Here is an 18,590-nt window from a genome sequence, read left to right as displayed (position 1 = left end):
GAAGAAACGGGGTGGAACCGTGTTACAGACGGAAATGAAAGTCATTCAGCAAACAGAAATTGCCGATAAGGTATATGAATTAATTTTAACAGGAGAATGTGTGGCAGATATGTCACCAGGTCAGTTTTTAATGCTTAAGCCAAGTCGTACTGATTTGCTTATGAGACGACCAATTAGTATTTGTTCATACGATAAAACAGCAAAAACCTGCATTCTGTTATACCGAGTGGAAGGTGACGGGACGAGAGATTTTAGCGAATTAGTTGAAGGAGATACAGTTGATGTTTTAGGTCCCCTTGGTAAAGGATTTGACATTAATGCGGCTCCAACTGCAAAAACAGCCCTTTTAATTGGGGGTGGCATCGGCGTTCCTCCAATGTATCAACTTGGGAAAGAATTAGCTGAAAAAGGCATACAAGTAACGTTTGTAAACGGGTTCCAATCTGCGAAAGACTGTTTTTATCAAAAGGAAATGTTGGAATACGGAAAAGTGCATATTGCGACCGTGGACGGAACAGCCGGAACACAAGGCTTTGTCACAGATATTACCAAAAAATTCAAGGCAGAACCAGATGTAATTTTTAGCTGCGGACCAAAAGCAATGTTGCAAGCAGTAAAAGCCAGTTTTCCAGAAACGAAAACCTATCTTTCTTTAGAAGAACGAATGGCTTGTGGGATTGGTGCGTGTTATGCTTGTGTTTGTTCCAAAGCAAAAGTAGCAGAGGAACAATTTAAAGTATGTGTGGATGGCCCAGTATTTCGTGCGGATGAGGTGACATTATGAATCGATTAGCTGTAGAAATCCCTGGTTTATCCCTGAAAAATCCGATTATGCCTGCTTCAGGTTGCTTTGGCTTTGGACAAGAATACAGTAACTATTATGATTTAAACGAACTAGGAGCCATTATGGCAAAAGCAGTTACACCAGAGCCAAGACAAGGGAATTTAACCCCTCGAGTAGCAGAAACAGCTAGTGGGATGTTAAATGCAATCGGCTTGCAAAATCCTGGTTTAGAACACGTTTTAGCTCATGAATTACCATTTTTAGAGCAATTTGATACACCAATTATTGCCAATGTCGCAGGGGCAACAGAAGAAGATTACGTTCAGGTTTGTGCACGAATTGGCGAATCCAAAGCGGTTAAGGCAATTGAATTAAATATTTCCTGTCCCAATGTAAAGCACGGTGGGATTGCATTTGGAACAGATCCTGAAGTAGCCCATCGTTTAACCAAAGCAGTTAAAGCGGTAGCGAGTGTTCCAGTTTATGTTAAATTATCTCCAAATGTGGCAGATATTGTTTCCATCGCCCAAGCAATTGAAGCAGCTGGTGCGGATGGCCTAACGATGATAAACACCTTACTTGGCATGAGAATTGATTTAAAAACAAGAAAACCAATCATTGCCAATGGAACCGGCGGGCTTTCTGGTCCAGCGATAAAACCAGTAGCGATACGAATGATCCACCAAGTACGAGCGGTAAGTAATATTCCAATTATTGGGATGGGCGGGGTGCAAACGGTAGATGATGTATTAGAATTCTTGATTGCAGGAGCAGATGCAGTAGCCGTTGGAACAATGAATTTTACAGACCCATTTATTTGTCCAAAATTAATTACTGAATTACCCAAGCGTATGGACGAACTGAACATTTCTTCTTTAAAACAACTCAAAAAGGAGCGAGAAAATCAATGAATAAACCAATTATCGCACTGGATTTTCAAACAACCCAAGAAGTAGATGACTTTTTAGCTAAATTTTCCGGAGAATCTTTATCAGTAAAAGTGGGAATGGAACTTTTTTATGGTAATGGTCCGGCGATTGTTGAAAAAATCAAACAACAAAATCACCAAATTTTTCTAGATTTAAAGCTCCACGATATTCCTAACACTGTCAAAAGTGCGATGACTTCTTTGGCGGAAATAGGAGTAGATATGGTCAATGTTCATGCGGCAGGTGGGAAAAAAATGATGGAAGCTGCACGTGAAGGACTAGAAATGGGTACCAAAAGTGGTAAACGTCCATTACTGATTGCTGTGACCCAACTTACAAGCACAAGTGAAGCAGATATGCATGCGGAACAATTAATAAAGGCAAGTTTGCTAGAATCAGTCATTCATTACAGTGACATAACGAAACAAGCCGGCTTAGATGGAGTTGTTTGCTCGGCGCTTGAAGCAGAAGAAATCAAATTAAGAAATGGTGCAGACTTTTTGCGTGTTACACCAGGAATTCGACTTGCAAGTGATGCAGCAGATGATCAAATCCGTGTGGTAACCCCTGAAAAAGCGCGTTTAATTGGTTCTTCTCATATCGTTGTTGGTCGTTCGATTACTCGAGCAGCGAACCCAGTAGCCGCATATAATCAAGTATTAAAGGAGTGGAATGCATGAGTTCAGAAAAGCAAGTAGCAGAACAATTATTAGAAATAAAGGCAGTATTTTTAAAACCAAATGATCCATTTACTTGGGCATCAGGAATTAAGTCACCGATTTATTGCGATAACCGTCTAACACTTGGTTTCCCAAAAGTTCGTCAGTTTATTGCGGCAGCTCTTGCAGAAAAAATAAAAGAAAATTTTGGGGATGTAGATGTAATCGCTGGAACTGCAACAGCTGGAATTCCTCATGCTGCTTGGGTTAGTGATTTGTTAGATTTACCAATGGTCTATGTTCGTTCTAAAGCGAAAGAACACGGCAAAGGCAACCAAATTGAAGGACCGATTGCAAAAGGGCAAAAAGTCGTAGTAATTGAAGATTTAATTTCTACAGGAGGCAGCTCACTAAAAGCAGTCGAAGCGCTAGAAGAAGCAGGAACAGAAGTGCTTGGGATTGCAGCCATCTTTACATATGGATTAGACAAAGGCAAGAAATTACTGGCAGAAGCGGATACAAAACTAGTTACGCTTACGAATTATGATGAATTAATTGAAGTCGCGCTTACAAAAAACTATGTATCTAAAGAAGATATGCAAACCCTAAAAGAATGGAAACAAAATCCAGAAACTTGGGGTAAATAAAACAAAGGGAAACATGAAATTATCGTGTTTCCCTTTTTGTATTAATAAATCCGGTAACTTTCACCTGTTTGTGCTCCAAAAACACTTTTCTCAAAAGCACGAGCAACTCGTTTTGCTGGAACTGGCTCAAAACCATGGAAAAAAGGTTCCAGTCTCTCCCAAGATTCTTCTAGTACATTTGGACTTACCGTATTAATACGAATTCCACGTGGCATTTCAATCGCGGCAGATTTAGCAAAAGCAGTAACCGCACCATTTGCCATCGCAGCCGAAGCTCCTTGAACAATGGGATCTTCCATCATAATTCCTGTTGTTAAAGTAAAACTACCATTATCATTTAGCGAGTCAATTCCAAGTAAAACCAAATTAATTTGACCACCTAATTTACTACTAATTGTTACCGCATTTTTTTCAGGTGTTAATTCAGTTAATGGGGAAAAAGTGGCGCTACCAGTCGCAGAAACAATCGCATCCACTTTACCAACTTGCGTATACATGTTTTTAATACTATCGACACTTGTAATATCAACCGTTACATCACCACTGTGTCTTCCAGCAGTTATCACATCAGCTTTTTTCTCCAAGCGTTCTTTCACCGCAGAACCAAGCGTACCAGAAGCACCAATTAATAAAATTTTCATATCACTATCATCCTCCCTAGTTCAAAGTAAAGTCAATAGTATATTTACCCTAAAGAACGTAAGAAAAAACGGTATTTTAATTTTGTAAAGTTACATGTTTTTTTCCATAATGGACAATAGTGGAACTAGGCGAGTTGTACGGTTGTGTTAAAAAAAGATAACAATCCGCTATATTTGAAGGCTGCAATGAAGTAGTAATGTAGAGTCTTATTAACATAAAAACAGATACCATGTAACTTAAGGTATCTGTTTTTTAGATAATTAATTTTTTAAAGATAAAACCAATTTTTCATCAGGTGTTACAAAATAAGTTGTTTGGTTATCGTAAATCACATAACCTGGTTTTGCACCATTTGGTTTTTTTACATATTTAACTAGTGTTCCATCGACCGGGACTGTTGCTGATAGTCTCGCTTTGGAATAATAGGCGGCAATCATCGCAGCTTCTGTAATCGAGGTTTCGTCAGGATTATTTGATTGAATTACAACATGTGAACCAGGTAAATCCTTCACATGGAACCAAAGATCATTATTTCGTGCTATTTTATTCGTTAAATAATCATTTTGCTTATTATTTTTTCCAACTAAAATCGATAATCCAGTTGAAGAAGTATATTTTTCGGGTGTTGGCAAGGTGACTTTTTTGCGATTCCCTTTTTTCTGTTTATAACGAAGGTAGCCTTGTTCAGCAAGTTCTTGACGAATTTCTTCCACATCTTGCGGACCAGACGTTTCCAGCTGTGATTCGACTGACTCTAGATAAGTGATTTCCTCTTTAGTCAGCAAAATTTGCTCTTTTACAACTTCGACAGCATTTCGCAATTTTTGATAGCGACTGAAATAACTTTGTGCATTGGCAGACGGCGTTTTCCGTGAATTAAGCGAAATCGTTATTTTTTTCATATCATCATAAAAATTTTCTACAGAGATTTCTTCCATACCACGTTCCATTAAATGCAGATTGGCTGTTAAAAGTTCGCCTTGGATGCGGTAAATATCAGCTTTTTCTGTTTCAAGTAAGGTATTTTCTAATTTTTCGATTTTGAGTCTACTTCTAGCCAGTTCATTAGATAATAGTTTTTCCAAATCATGGGCGAATTGATGCACACGATCACGTCGAGCTTTTCCAATATAAAAATTATCTAGCAACGTGCTTAACTGAGCGAATTCAGTAAGGTCTGCATCCACATGTCGAAGCGGGAAAAAATAGTAATCTTCCTTATTTTGAATATGCCATTTGTTAGGAATAGCAGCTCTTCCTAAATGTTCATTTACGAGTTTAATCACTTCATAAAAGGCAGAAACAAGCGAGTCAGCTGTTAAATTTCCTGCACGAAAAACAATTTCACGGGCAAGCAAAGGACTAAATCCTGCAAAATTTTGGACAAGCTGTTTATCGATTCGCCCTGCCGGAAAATCAAGACGATTTAAAATTTGCTCGGAAGTAACCTCGAATGGATTTAATTTATCGGTTGTTGGCGGTAAAATATAAGTCGCTCCTGGAAGTAGGGTTCGATAACTATTTTGTGCAGGAGAAATATGTTTAATGCAATCAACAATCACATTTTTGGCGCGATCAACAAGCGTGATATTACTATGACGTCCCATAATTTCGACAAATAAATCACAAAATCGATTTTCGCCAATGTCATCTTTGCCACGAATACTAAATTGCAAAATTCGTTCCCCTGGAAGTTGCGTAATTGATTCAATAATTGCCCCTTCTAAATACTTTCTAAGCAACATGCAAAACATAGGTGGTGTGGCAGGGTTTTCTGGAATATCATCCGTCCACTGAATTCTTGCGTAACTGGGATGTGAAGAAATTAGTAAACGTTTATTTTCACGGTTTTTTCGAATATATAAAACAAGTTCATGCGAAAACGGTTGGTGAATTTTCATAATACGTCCACTTTCACCGTGTTCAACAAGTTCTTCGGTCATTGCTTTTAAAAACATTGCATCAAACGCCATTAGTTAATCATTCCTTTGTGAGTTAGTTATTATCTATTTTAACATACATTCCGAAAATGTATTGTATGCATGAAGTAGCTTTGGTATAATAAGAAGTCAGAACAAATTTCAAGTGAACTGATGAAGGACTTGAAGTAATGAGAGGTGTCTTGCCAAATGGTGAAAAGCATGACGGGATTTGGACGTGCAACGAAAGAATCAGAGGCGTTCAAAGTAACCATTGAATTAAAAGCAGTCAACCATCGCTATTCCGAATATCTTTTTCGGATGCCAAAACAACTTGCCTACTTAGAAGGAAAACTAAAAAAAATAGTTAATAAGCAAATAAAACGCGGTCGAATAGAATGTTTCTTTTCCATTACCGGAGAAGAACTTGCGAAACGTGAATTACATATTGATTGGGACCTTGCAGATAGCTATTACCGTTTTATTAAACAAGCAAGTACTAGATACGAACTAGCAGATTTACCTAAAATGAGTGATTTACTACATGAGCAAGCATTTCTTTCCATTGAAGAAGCACCAGAAGCAAGTAGTGAATTAGAAGGCATAGTCTTAGAAACGCTCACACGTGCAACTAAGCGATTAGATGAGATGAGAAGTATGGAAGGTGCGGAATTGCTGCTTTACTTCAAACAACACCTTGCGACGCTTGAAAACAGTCTAAACATCATTCAGGACGAAATTCCCGCTTTAGAAAAATACTACCAAGAAAAAATCGAAAACCGCCTTCAATCTATTGTTGGCGAAAATTTTGATCAAAATATAGTTCTTACAGAGGTAGCTCTTTTAGTAGAAAAAGCAGATATCAATGAAGAAGTAGAACGAACTAAGAGTCATTTGAAACAGTTTTATGGTATTATTTTATTGGACGAGCCAATAGGTCGGAAATTAGATTTTCTTATCCAGGAAATGAACCGTGAAATTAATACTATAGGATCCAAAGCTAGTTCACTCCGAATTACCGAGCAAGTTGTGGAAATGAAAACAACGCTAGAAAAAATTCGCGAACAAGTGCAAAATGTGGAATAATATCGAGGAGGGGAAAGAATGACAGAAAGAGGTCTGTTAATTGTGCTATCAGGTCCATCTGGAGTGGGTAAAGGAACTGTTCGGGAAGCTGTTTTTAAAGACCCAGAAACAAGTTTTGATTACTCCATCTCGATGACAACACGTCTTCCTCGTGAAGGCGAACAAGACGGGGTCGATTATTATTTTCGTTCACGGGAAGTGTTCGAACAAGCTATTTCAGACGGAAAAATGTTAGAATATGCAGAGTATGTCGGTAATTATTACGGCACTCCGCTTGAATATGTCGAGGAAAAGTTACAAGCAGGAATAGATATTTTTCTCGAAATTGAAGTGCAAGGAGCTATGCAAGTTCGAAAAGCGATGCCAGAAGGGATTTTCATTTTCTTAACACCGCCAGACTTATCCGAATTAAAAAACCGGATTATTGGTCGGGGAACAGAATCAATGGATGTGGTGGAAGAACGTATGGAAACCGCAAAAAAAGAAATCGAAATGATGGCATCGTATGATTACGCTGTTGTAAATGATGTAGTTGACAAAGCTGTTCAAAAAATCAAAGGCATCGTCGAAACAGAACACTTAAAAACTGAGCGAGTAATTCATCGCTACAAAAAAATGTTGGAGGGATTACAATGATGTTATATCCATCAATTGATAATTTATTGTTAAAAATCGACTCAAAATACTCGCTAGTTACAGTGGCCGCTAAACGTGCACGCTATATGCAACTAGAAAATGATAAGGGTGTACTTCCAGGCTATCAGTCCGACAAATTTGTTGGGAAAGCACTTGAAGAAATTCATGCTGGAAAACTAGTTTTACAAAATGACGACAAATAAGATTAACTGCTCCGCTTCGTTGCGGGGCTTTTTTCTTAAGGTGCGTAAAAGTAAGTGGAATTCGAACTTCTTGATAGTTTTGTCAGACCTTAATTTAAGGTATAATAGAGTGAATGGTTTTTATATAAAAATGAGGTGACTTAATATGCAAGGAAAAAATATCTTACTCGCAGTGTCTGGTGGCATTGCTGTTTATAAAGCAGTCGCACTTACAAGTAAATTAACACAAGCTGGTGCAAATGTGAAAGTAATGATGACAAATCATGCACAAGAATTTGTACCACCGCTTTCATTTCAAGTATTATCAAAAAACGATGTATATACAAATACCTTTGATGAAAAAAAATCAAGCGTTGTTGCCCATATTGATTTGGCAGATTGGGCCGATTTAGTAATTGTCGCACCCGCAACGGCGAATCTAATTGGCAAAATGGCAAACGGAATTGCAGACGATATGGTTACTACAACCATTCTTGCAACAGAAGCACCAATCTGGGTTGCTCCTGCGATGAACGTCCATATGATTCAGCACCCAGCAGTTGTTCGAAATATTAATCGTCTTTATCAAGATGGTGTTCGTTTTATAGAACCAGAAGAAGGCTACTTGGCATGCGGTTATGTTGGCCGAGGTCGTTTAGAAGAACCGGAAAAAATCGTTTTGCGAATAGCAGAATTTTTTCAAGAAGATAAATCCTTACTACAAGGTGAAAATATTCTAATTACAGCTGGTGCAACACAAGAAAAATTGGATCCAGTGCGTTATTTTACGAATCATTCTACAGGAAAGATGGGTTTTGCGATTGCGGAAGTAGCAGCAAGACAAGGAGCTAACGTTACATTAGTCACATCAAGCAAAACACTACCAGTTCCGCCTCATGTAGAAGTAGAATATGTGGAATCAGCAGAAGAAATGTATCAAGCGGTGAAAAAAAATCAAGCGAACCAATCTATTTTTGTAATGACTGCTGCCGTTGCTGACTATACACCAGCCAAATTTTCCAAGCAAAAAATAAAAAAACAACCCGGAGATTTTCAAATTGAAATGAAACGGACGAAAGATATTTTACTTGAAATTGGTCAAAATAAAACCGCTCAGCAAGTCGTTATCGGTTTTGCCGCAGAAACAGAAAATTTACCAGAAAATGCACAAAAAAAATTAACTACTAAAAATGCAGATTTAATCGTTGCAAATAATATTAGTCAAGCAGGTGCAGGCTTTTCTGCGGATACTAATATCGTAACGTTTTACCGAAAAGATGGGACAAGTGAAGCTTTACCATTGTTAGATAAAAGAAAAGTTGCCGAACATATTATACAAGAAGCCGCTAACCTTTTAAGGAAGTGAACCAATGATTAACATAGCAAAAGTGATTGTGGACGTTCCAGCCATGCAAGTGGACCGTCCATTTGATTATTTTATTCCCGAAGATTTAGAAGAGCTTATCCGACCAGGAATGCGAGTTAGTGTCCCATTTGGAAACCGTAAAATACAAGGATTTGTTACCGAACTTGGTGAAACAGAAGAAAACCCAAAGTTAAAAGGTATTGAAGGCGTGATGGATTTAATTCCAGTATTAAATGAGGAACTAATGGAACTAGGCGATTGGTTAGCTGAGGATACACTTAGTTTTCGAGTATCAGCCTACCAAGCAATGCTGCCAGCTGCTCTACGGGCGAAATACGAAAAATATTTTCTGCGATTAGATGAGGAAAATACAGAATTAGAACAATTATTTGAAGGTTACGAGACACTTGACTGGAAAGTAGCCGAAGCAAGGAATTTACTGAAACCACTTGGTAAATGGGTTAGAGACGGTAGTGTCGAAGTAGTTTATCAAGTTAAAAATAAAATTACAAATAAAAAAGTGCGTGTAATTAATTGCCTTAAAACACCTCTTCAATTGGCTGAAATAATAGAAGATATGCCTAAGAAGGCCAAAGCGCAGTCACGTGTTTTAGCATTTTTCCAAATGTTTCAAGGTACAGAAATCCCCGCTACAGAGTTAAAAAAACAAGCAGAAACATCCGAAGCAACTATCAAAAAACTAGCTGAACAAGGCATTATTACGATTTCGGAAAAAGTCGTTTCACGTGATCCTTATGAAAATCACCAATTTGAAAAAAGTGAAGCATTAACCCTTTTACCAGACCAACAAATTGCATGCGAAAAAATTAGTAGCGCTACCGAGCAAGAAACTTTTTTAATTCACGGAGTTACTGGGAGCGGAAAGACGGAAATCTACTTGCAAACAATTGAAGCCAAACTAAAAGAAGGCAAAGAAGCAATTGTTTTAGTTCCAGAAATTTCCCTTACACCGCAAATGGTAGAACGATTTAAAAGCCGTTTTGGAAGTGAAGTAGCAGTCCTTCATAGCGCGCTCTCTTCCGGAGAAAAATATGATGAATGGCGTAAAATTGAACGAAAAGAAGCTCGTGTGGTAGTTGGAGCACGTTCAGCTGTTTTTGCCCCATTTGAAAACTTAGGAATTATTATTATTGATGAAGAACACGAAGCAAGTTATAAACAAGAAGATAATCCACGCTATCATGCACGTGATGTTGCGATTTGGCGCGCGAATAAATATCAATGCCCAGTAGTATTAGGAAGCGCTACACCATCCCTCGAGTCTTTTGCAAGAGCGAAAAAAGGGGTATATACGCTGATAGAATTACCAAGCCGCGTGAACGATAGGGCAATGCCAGAAGTAAGCGTAGTAGATATGCGAGAAGAGCTAAGAAAAGAAAATCGCACAGAATTTTCTACGGAATTACTAGAAAAAATCAAAGAACGCATCGCCAAAAAAGAACAAACCGTACTGATGCTTAATCGTCGTGGTTATTCTTCATTTGTAATGTGTCGCGACTGTGGTTACGTGGTAGAATGCCCTAATTGTGATATTTCAGAGACCTACCACCAAGCCAGCAATAAGATGAAATGTCATTACTGTGGACATGAAGAAGCCGTTCCGCAAAAATGTCCAAGTTGTGAAGGAGAGCATATTCGTTACTTTGGAACTGGTACTCAAAAAGTAGAAGAAAGCTTGACGAAATTGGTTCCAGAAGCTCGCGTAATTCGAATGGATGTCGATACTACAAGAACAAAAGGAGCTCACGAAAAATTACTTCGAAGCTTTCGAAATCATGAAGCAGATATTTTACTTGGAACGCAAATGATTGCCAAAGGATTAGATTTTCCAGATATTACACTTGTAGGAGTTTTAAATGCAGATACGATGCTTTATTTACCAGATTTCCGAGCATCTGAACGAACTTTCCAATTGCTAACACAAGTAAGCGGAAGAGCAGGTAGACACGAAAGAACTGGGGAAGTAGTCGTTCAAAGCTATAATCCAGAACACTACAGTATAGAATTTGCCAAAAAGCATGATTTTATTGGCTTTTATCATCATGAAATGCAGCTTAGAAAAATGGGTGCATATCCTCCGTTTTATTATTTAACTATGATTAACGTCAGTGATGAAAACGAAATGAAAGCAATTCGAACTATCCAAGAAATGGCCAACTTTTTACGTGGAAAACTAGGACCAGATGCCATTATTCTCGGTCCAGTTCCAAGTACTATTACACGCATCAAAAATAAATATCGCTACCAATGTATTATTAAATATAAAATAGAACCAAATTTAAAAAGAGAATTAAAAACCTTAATAACTCACTATCAAAAAGATCAACAAAAAGGTTTAACGATTAATATTGATGTACAGCCTTACGTATTAATGTGAAAAGGAGTAGACGAATGACAAAAATTATTTTTATGGGGACGCCGACATTTTCTGTTCCGGTTTTAGAACAATTAGCCAAAGCCTATGATGTCATTGCAGTAGTAACACAACCAGATCGACCAGTTGGACGTAAACGAGTATTGACACCACCACCTGTGAAGAAAACCGCGCTAGAGCTTGGAATTCCTGTCTACCAACCAGAAAAATTACGAACTTCAAGCGAATTAGATGAATTAATTGGACTTCAAGCAGACTTACTTGTAACGGCTGCTTACGGACAAATATTACCCAATGCGTTATTAGAATCTCCAAAACACGGCGCAATCAATGTCCATGCTTCTTTATTGCCAGAATATCGTGGCGGTGCACCAGTTCATTACGCATTGCTGGATGGGAAGACTGAAACAGGAGTAACGATTATGTATATGGTTGAAAAACTAGATGCAGGAGATATGATTAGTCAACGCGAAATCCCAATAACTGATGAAGATAATACAGGAACAATGTTTGATAAGCTAAGTCAATTAGGTGCAGAATTGTTAATGGATACTTTGCCAGATTTTATAGCAGGAAAGATCACTGCTATAGCACAAGATCCAAACAAAGTTACTTTTGCACGAAATATTTCTCGAGAACAAGAAAAAATTGATTGGAAGCGTTCTGGTCGAGAAATTTTTAATCAAGTTCGTGGACTTTCTCCGTGGCCGGTTGCCTATACGACACTGGAAGGAAAGCCTTTTAAAATTTGGGAAGCTACACATGATGAAACAAAAGTGGACGGAGAAGTCGGTGCAATCCTTACAGATAAAACAGCGCTTAAAATTATAACAGGTGACGGCACGCTTCTTGTCCCAACTGTGATTCAACCAGCTGGAAAACCAAAAATGGATATACATTCATTCATGGCTGGTGCTGGCAGAAATTTAAGTAAGACGACAAGGTTTGGTGAGTAAATGAAAAAACAAAAAACAGTTCGTGCAATTGCCTTAGAACTCATTATTAAAATCGAAAACAATCAATCTTACAGTCATTTATTAATTAATGATGCCCTAAAAAAACAAAAACTAAATCCACTTGATAAAGGTCTTTTAACAGAATTAGTATACGGTACGACACAACGCAAAATCACATTAGATTACTATTTAGCACCATTTTTAAATAAAGAACCAGACAATTGGGTAAAAAATTTACTACGAATGTCCGTCTATCAACTAATCTTTTTAGATAAAATACCTGAACATGCTATTTTAAACGAAGCGGGAGATATTGCGAAAGAATTAGGTCATCAAGGTGTAACTAAATTTGTGAATGGCGTTCTTAGAAATATTATCCGTAAAGGTGTCCCAAGTATAGATTTAATTCAAGATCCTATCGAAAAAATCGCTATAGAAACAAGTTTGCCAGTGTGGTTAGCAAGACGCTGGGCAAAACAATATGGGGTAGAACAACTACGTGCAATTGGTATGGCGTTTCTTGTCGCTCCTCATCAAAGCATTCGCGTAAACCAAACGGAACTTCGAACAGAACAATTAGTGAAAGAATTAAATGATCAAGGTATTACGGTTACGCAGAATAAGTTTATCGAAGAAGCCTTACTTGTTGAAAAAGGCTCTGTCGCTGAAACAAAAGCATACAAAGATGGCAAATGTAGTATACAGGATGAAAGCTCCATGCTTGCGGCCTACGCACTTCAACTAGAAGATAATTTAACTGTATTAGATGCCTGTGCTGCACCTGGTGGGAAAACTACACATATTGCCGAAAAAATGCACGGTACAGGAATGGTACATGCCCTTGATATTCATGAAAAGAAAACAAAATTAATTGATCAGGCAGCAAAACGATTACAACTTTTAAATATTCGTACCGCTCATTTAGATGCAAGAACAGCAAGTACTATGTTTGAACCAGATACTTTTGACCGAATTTTAGTAGATGCGCCTTGCTCTGGCTTTGGTGTCCTTCGTAGAAAACCAGATATTAAATACACGAAAACAGAAAAAGATATCCATAAACTAGCAGAAATACAATTAGCAATTTTAGATGACGTTAGCCAATTAGTAAAAGAAAATGGTATATTAGTTTATAGTACATGTACTATTGATAAGGAAGAAAATGAAACGGTCTTGCATGCCTTCTTGGAAAAACACCCAGAATTTATGCTTGAACCAGTAGCACTTCCTGAAAAATTGGCACATATCAAAAAGGACGATTTTGTTCAAATATTACCTACAGACATTGGAAGCGATGGTTTCTTTGTTTCCAGTTTAAGAAAAGTGAGTCCTGAAAAATAGTGAGGTGCGTATAAATGCATGCAGAGTTTAGAACGGATAGAGGCAGAATAAGAAATCATAATGAAGATAACGGTGGCGTTTTTGAAAATCAAGATAAGCAGCCAATTGTAATTGTAGCAGATGGAATGGGTGGACACCGAGCAGGCGATGTAGCAAGTGAAATGGCTGTACGCTTACTTAGTGATGCATGGAAAAAAACAACCACGCTCTTAACTGCGGAAGAAATTGAAACATGGTTAAGTCAAGCAATTCAAGAAGTAAATAAACAAATTGTTCTTTATGCTGAAAGTGAAATGGATTTAAAAGGTATGGGGACCACGCTTGTTACAGCTATTATGGGACAATCTCAAGTAGTTATAGCAAATGTTGGTGATAGCCGCGGATATTTAATGCAAAACAATACAATGCGACAATTAACTGAAGATCATTCATTAGTACACGAATTACTAAAAACCGGTGAAATCAGTAAAGAAGATGCGATGAATCATCCTCGGAAAAACATTTTATTACGTGCGCTTGGTGTTGAAGGTAAAGTGGAAGTAGATACTTTTGTCGTTCCATTTCAAACAAGTGATACTTTAATGCTTTGTTCCGATGGTTTAACTAATATGGTACCAGAAGATGAAATAGAAGAAATATTGAAAAGTAAACGAACTTTATCAGAAAAAGCAGATGTATTTATTACAAAAGCTAATTCTTATGGGGGAGAGGATAATATTACGGTATTATTAGTGGAACGAAATCTTAAGCAGAAAGGGAGGAACGCTTCATGATGATTGGTAAACGTCTAAACGACCGGTATAAGATTTTACATGCCATTGGCGGTGGCGGAATGGCCAATGTATATCTTGCTCATGATATTATTCTAGATCGCGATGTTGCTGTTAAGATTTTGCGAATTGATTTAGCAGATGAAAGTAATCTTATACGCCGATTTCAACGAGAAGCGCAATCTGCTACAAGTTTAGTCCACCCAAATATTGTTAGTGTTTATGATGTTGGCGAAGAAAACGATTTGCATTATATCGTTATGGAGCATGTAGATGGCATGGACTTAAAACAATACATCCATGAAAATCATCCAATTAGCTACGAAAAAGCAGTCGATATTATGCTTCAAATCGTTTCAGCAGTCGTAGTTGCGCATCAACACCATATTATTCACCGTGACTTAAAACCGCAAAATATCTTAATTGATCATGATGGTGTCGTGAAGATTACTGATTTTGGGATTGCGATGGCTCTATCTGAAACATCAATAACCCAAACAAATTCTCTACTCGGCTCTGTCCATTACTTATCACCAGAACAAGCTCGTGGTGGAATGGCGACACAAAAATCAGATATTTATTCACTTGGAATCGTTTTATATGAATTACTTACTGGGAAAGTGCCATTTGATGGAGAATCAGCTGTTTCTATCGCAATTAAACACTTACAAGCTGAGATTCCTTCTGCAAGAGCGCAAAACCCAGAGATCCCCCAAAGTCTAGAAAATATTATTATTAAAGCAACCGCAAAAGATCCTTTCTTACGTTATCAAAATGCAGAAGAAATGGAAAAAGACTTGCAAACATGCTTAAATAAAGAACGATTAAATGAACCTAAATATGTTTTTCCAACTGATGATGGTGATACAAAAACAATTCCAATCATTGCTACAAAAGAAGCAATGCAAAATTTAGATAAAACCATTGTACCAGAAGGAAAAGTTGCAGCCGAAGAAGCAGTACCAGATGATAAAAAAGGAAAGAAAAAGAAAAAAATGAGCAAGAAAAAGAAAATTGCATGGATTGTTTTTTCTGTCATTATCGTATTCATTATCGCTATCTTATTGCTTTGGTTACTTGGTAAAGGACCTGAAGAAATCGCAGTACCAGATGTTGAAGGTAAAACAGAAGATCAAGCCATCGCCCTACTACAAAAAGATGGTTTTGTTATTGGGAAAACGGCCGAAAAAAATAGTGATGCTGTAGAAGAAGGAAAAGTGATTAATACAGATCCCGAAGCTGGTGAAATGAAAGAAAAAGGCACAAAAATAAATCTTTTTGTAAGCATTGGCTCCAAAAAAATCACGATGGATGATTACACTGGCAGAAGTTATGATGATACAAAGACATTATTAGAAAAGCAAGGGTTTAAAAATATTTCTTATGAAGAGGCCTATAGTTCAGAAATTGACGAAGGAATGATCATTAGTCAAACACCTTCCGCAGGGACGAACGTTGTAGCGAAGTCAACAGATGTCAAATTTGTCGTTAGTAAAGGCACCGAGCCAGTTACATTAAAAGATCTTCGTGGTTATACCAAAACCGCAGTGGAAGATTATGCTTCACCACTTGGACTTAAAGTATCTAGCACGGAAGAAAATTCAAATACAGTTGAAAAAGGTCAAGTTATATCTCAATCACCATCCTCTGGCACAACAATGAATCCAGGAGATACAATTGAGATCGTCCTTTCTGCTGGACCAAAAGAAAAAGCAGTGAAAGAAGTAACTAAAACTTTTAATATAAGCTATACACCGCTAGATGAAGAAAATCCGGAGCCACAACATATTCAAATCTACATTGAAGATAAAGAGCATAGCATGACTAGTGCTTATCGTGAAATGGATATTAGCCAAGACACGTCTATAGAAGTCACTTTCCAAATTGAAGAAGGTACTAGCGGAGGCTATAAAATCATCAGTGACGATAAAGTCATCGATGAAGGTACGGTTCCATATCCAAACTAATTAAGAGAACGGAGGGAATGTGCTGGAAGGACAAATTATCAAAGCATTAAGCGGATTTTACTATGTATACGCAGAAGGAACGGTATACCAATGCCGAGCAAGAGGGAATTTTAGAAAGCGAAATATTTCACCGCTTGTTGGTGATGATGTAGAATTTCAAATAGAAAATAAAACAGATGGCTATATTTTAAATGTAATGTCACGGGAAAATGCTCTCGTCAGACCACCCGTAGCTAATATTGATGTCGCGATTTTAGTCTTTTCTGCAGTAGAGCCAGACTTTTCTACAAATTTAGCAGATCGATTCCTTGTAGCAATCGAAAAAGAAGATATCCAACCGGTCATTTGCATTAGTAAAATGGATTTGGCAACGGAATCAGAAAAAGAACAAATTGCTATTTATAAAGAAATTTATGAAACAATTGGTTACGAAGTTTTTGAAACAAATCAAGAGCCAGACAAAGAAGCAATAAAAGATTATATTAGTGGCAAAACGGCTGTTATAGCAGGACAATCAGGTGTTGGGAAATCTACTTTATTAAATAGTTTAAATAGTAACCTAACCCTAAAAACAGCCGAAATTTCCACCTCACTTGGTCGCGGGAAACACACCACCAGACACGTGGAACTTATGCCAATTGGCGACGGATTTGTAGCTGATACACCAGGTTTTAGCTCCATTGAATGGGATGACTTACAACCAGAAACCTTACAATTTTGCTTTCCAGAAATAGAAGACAGACGGAGCGGTTGTAAATTTCGCGGTTGCCTACACGACAATGAACCTAACTGTGCCGTGAAAACAGCCGTTGAAGCAAACGAAATAGCAGATTTTCGTTACCAACACTATATCCAAATTTTACAAGAATTAAAAAACAGAAAGCCGAGGTATTAAAAATGGGAAAAATAGCTCCTTCGATTTTAAGCGCAGACTTTGCAAATCTTGCAAGAGATATTAAAGAAGTAGAAAATTGCGGCGCGGATTATATCCATATTGATGTCATGGATGGACATTTTGTTCCTAACATCACATTTGGTCCTGCTGTGGTTAAAGCAATTCGACCACAAACAAAACTACCACTTGACGTTCACTTAATGATTGAAAATCCGGATATGTATATTCCTGAATTCGCAAAAGCTGGTGCAGATTATATTACCGTCCATGTGGAAGCATGTACGCACCTTCACCGAACACTACAATTAATTCGTTCTTACGGGGTAAAAGCAGGCGCTGTTCTTAATCCAGCTACACCCATTGATGTTTTACAACACGTTTTAAATGAACTAGATATGGTTTTATTTATGACAGTAAATCCAGGATTTGGCGGTCAAAAATTTATACCCGAAGTTCTAGAAAAAATAGCTACTTTCAAAAAAATCATCGACGAAAAAGGATTAGATATTGAAATAGAAGTGGACGGCGGAGTAGATCATGAAACAGCAAAACTTTGCCGCGATGCTGGAGCAAATGTTTTTGTCGCTGGCAGTTATATTTACGGAAATAAAAACCGTCAAAGTCCAATTGATAAATTACGTGCGGTTGTAGGAGAATAAAAGTGGGGCTGGGACTTAGTAACAAATGTTCCAGCTCTATTTATTAGGAAAGAAGAGGGGCATAAATGAAAAGTATAAATATCATGGTTGGTGGGCCTGCTTCAGAACTACCCGATTTAGAACCATATACAAATAGTGAGATTGAGTGGATTGGTGTTGATCGTGGGGCAAAACGTTTATTAGATAGAGGCATTACACCAACCATTGCGATGGGAGATTTTGATTCTCTTAGTAAAGAAGAGTTAGCCGATTTAAAAATCAAGGTTAAAAATGTGCTTGAGTTTCCCGCAGAAAAAGATGAAACAGACACGGAAATTGGCTTGAGCTGGGCAATGAAGCAAAATCCAGATAAAATACGTATTTTTGGAGCTACTGGTGGTCGGTTAGATCATTTACTTGCTAATTTGATGATGCTTACGAAACCACGCTTTCAAACCGCTGTACCTGTTGTAGAAATGATTGATTGTTATAACTTTATTAAAATGTATACACCAGGCACTTACACCATTGAGAAACTTCCCGATAAAAAATATGTAGCTTTTACAACGATGAAAGATGTTACAGGTCTTACATTAAAGGGATTTGTATATCCACTTGAAAATGCGACATATCCTGTTGGTTCTGCGCTTTCTAGTAACGAATTTATAGGTCAAGTAGGAGAATTCTCTTTTGCAAGCGGTATGATTTTACTTACACAAAGCAACGACTAATAAAAATCTAGGCGGTTATCGTCTGGATTTTTTTGATAAAGAAAAAA

17 protein-coding genes and 1 pseudogene are annotated in these 18,590 nt (G+C 37.5%); 16 read left to right on the top strand and 2 right to left on the bottom strand.

What is annotated here, in order from left to right:
* Positions 1–16: 16 nt before the first annotated feature.
* The 4 genes and pseudogenes from HCJ50_RS02580 to pyrE form a co-directional block, all read left to right on the top strand.
* Positions 17–784: pseudogene (locus HCJ50_RS02580) on the top strand (dihydroorotate dehydrogenase electron transfer subunit); the annotation flags it as partial.
* Positions 781–1,695 carry a dihydroorotate dehydrogenase gene (locus tag HCJ50_RS02575; protein ID WP_185345107.1) on the top strand — a complete coding sequence of 305 codons (915 nt, stop codon included), beginning with the start codon at positions 781–783 and terminating at the stop codon, positions 1,693–1,695. The pseudogene HCJ50_RS02580 and the gene HCJ50_RS02575, both read left to right, overlap by 4 nt.
* The gene (gene pyrF, locus HCJ50_RS02570) at positions 1,692–2,393 is read left to right on the top strand and encodes an orotidine-5'-phosphate decarboxylase (RefSeq protein WP_185345105.1); all 702 of its coding nucleotides are present in this window, start codon (positions 1,692–1,694) and stop codon (positions 2,391–2,393) included. Before HCJ50_RS02575 ends, pyrF begins: the two co-directional genes overlap by 4 nt.
* Positions 2,390–3,019 carry an orotate phosphoribosyltransferase gene (pyrE, locus tag HCJ50_RS02565; RefSeq protein ID WP_185345103.1) on the top strand — a complete coding sequence of 210 codons (630 nt, stop codon included), beginning with the start codon at positions 2,390–2,392 and terminating at the stop codon, positions 3,017–3,019. Before pyrF ends, pyrE begins: the two co-directional genes overlap by 4 nt.
* Positions 3,020–3,060: 41 nt before the next feature.
* On the opposite strand, the gene HCJ50_RS02560 is transcribed toward pyrE, so the two are convergent.
* Complete coding sequence (locus HCJ50_RS02560; RefSeq protein ID WP_185345098.1) at positions 3,061–3,660, bottom strand: short chain dehydrogenase; 600 nt, start codon at positions 3,658–3,660, stop codon at positions 3,061–3,063.
* 261 nt (positions 3,661–3,921) lie between these two features.
* The gene (gene fbpA, locus HCJ50_RS02555) at positions 3,922–5,634 is read right to left on the bottom strand and encodes an Rqc2 family fibronectin-binding protein FbpA (protein WP_185345096.1); all 1,713 of its coding nucleotides are present in this window, start codon (positions 5,632–5,634) and stop codon (positions 3,922–3,924) included.
* Between the two features lie 156 nt (positions 5,635–5,790).
* Between fbpA and HCJ50_RS02550 the strand changes: the two genes are divergently transcribed.
* The 12 genes from HCJ50_RS02550 to HCJ50_RS02495 all read left to right on the top strand — a co-directional run bounded on the left by HCJ50_RS02550 (position 5,791) and on the right by HCJ50_RS02495 (position 18,543).
* On the top strand, positions 5,791–6,666 hold the full coding sequence (locus HCJ50_RS02550; RefSeq protein ID WP_185345094.1) for a YicC/YloC family endoribonuclease: 876 nt from the start codon (positions 5,791–5,793) through the stop codon (positions 6,664–6,666).
* 18 nt (positions 6,667–6,684) lie between these two features.
* Entirely contained in the window at positions 6,685–7,302 is a 618-nt protein-coding gene (gmk, locus tag HCJ50_RS02545) for a guanylate kinase (protein WP_012985969.1), read from the top strand.
* On the top strand, positions 7,302–7,505 hold the full coding sequence (rpoZ, locus tag HCJ50_RS02540; RefSeq protein WP_185345452.1) for a DNA-directed RNA polymerase subunit omega: 204 nt from the start codon (positions 7,302–7,304) through the stop codon (positions 7,503–7,505). The genes gmk and rpoZ overlap by 1 nt, the downstream gene beginning before the upstream one ends.
* Before the next feature lie 145 nt (positions 7,506–7,650).
* Positions 7,651–8,850 carry a bifunctional phosphopantothenoylcysteine decarboxylase/phosphopantothenate--cysteine ligase CoaBC gene (gene coaBC, locus HCJ50_RS02535; RefSeq protein WP_185345092.1) on the top strand — a complete coding sequence of 400 codons (1,200 nt, stop codon included), beginning with the start codon at positions 7,651–7,653 and terminating at the stop codon, positions 8,848–8,850.
* A gap of 4 nt (positions 8,851–8,854) precedes the next feature.
* Positions 8,855–11,248: a primosomal protein N' gene (gene priA, locus HCJ50_RS02530; protein WP_185345090.1), complete on the top strand. Its 2,394-nt coding sequence runs from the start codon at positions 8,855–8,857 to the stop codon at positions 11,246–11,248.
* A gap of 14 nt (positions 11,249–11,262) precedes the next feature.
* Positions 11,263–12,201 (top strand): methionyl-tRNA formyltransferase, encoded by a 939-nt coding sequence (gene fmt, locus HCJ50_RS02525; protein ID WP_185345088.1) that lies wholly within the window; start codon positions 11,263–11,265, stop codon positions 12,199–12,201.
* Positions 12,202–13,542: a 16S rRNA (cytosine(967)-C(5))-methyltransferase RsmB gene (rsmB, locus tag HCJ50_RS02520; RefSeq protein WP_185345086.1), complete on the top strand. Its 1,341-nt coding sequence runs from the start codon at positions 12,202–12,204 to the stop codon at positions 13,540–13,542. It begins immediately after the preceding gene.
* 14 nt (positions 13,543–13,556) lie between these two features.
* A complete protein-coding gene (locus HCJ50_RS02515; RefSeq protein ID WP_185345085.1) occupies positions 13,557–14,315 on the top strand; it encodes a Stp1/IreP family PP2C-type Ser/Thr phosphatase in 759 nt (252 codons plus the stop codon).
* On the top strand, positions 14,312–16,279 hold the full coding sequence (gene pknB, locus HCJ50_RS02510; protein WP_185345083.1) for a Stk1 family PASTA domain-containing Ser/Thr kinase: 1,968 nt from the start codon (positions 14,312–14,314) through the stop codon (positions 16,277–16,279). The genes HCJ50_RS02515 and pknB overlap by 4 nt, the downstream gene beginning before the upstream one ends.
* A 19-nt stretch (positions 16,280–16,298) precedes the next feature.
* Positions 16,299–17,174 carry a ribosome small subunit-dependent GTPase A gene (gene rsgA, locus HCJ50_RS02505; protein WP_185345081.1) on the top strand — a complete coding sequence of 292 codons (876 nt, stop codon included), beginning with the start codon at positions 16,299–16,301 and terminating at the stop codon, positions 17,172–17,174.
* Positions 17,175–17,176: 2 nt separating this feature from the next.
* The gene (gene rpe / locus HCJ50_RS02500) at positions 17,177–17,833 is read left to right on the top strand and encodes a ribulose-phosphate 3-epimerase (RefSeq protein WP_185345079.1); all 657 of its coding nucleotides are present in this window, start codon (positions 17,177–17,179) and stop codon (positions 17,831–17,833) included.
* Between the two features lie 65 nt (positions 17,834–17,898).
* Positions 17,899–18,543, top strand: a complete 645-nt coding sequence (locus HCJ50_RS02495; protein WP_185345077.1) for a thiamine diphosphokinase — start codon at positions 17,899–17,901, stop codon at positions 18,541–18,543.
* Positions 18,544–18,590: the final 47 nt, after the last annotated feature.

Source organism: Listeria immobilis, assembly GCF_014322765.1.
Lineage (GTDB): Bacteria > Bacillota > Bacilli > Lactobacillales > Listeriaceae > Listeria > Listeria immobilis.
This window is presented reverse-complemented; position numbering and strand designations above follow the sequence as displayed.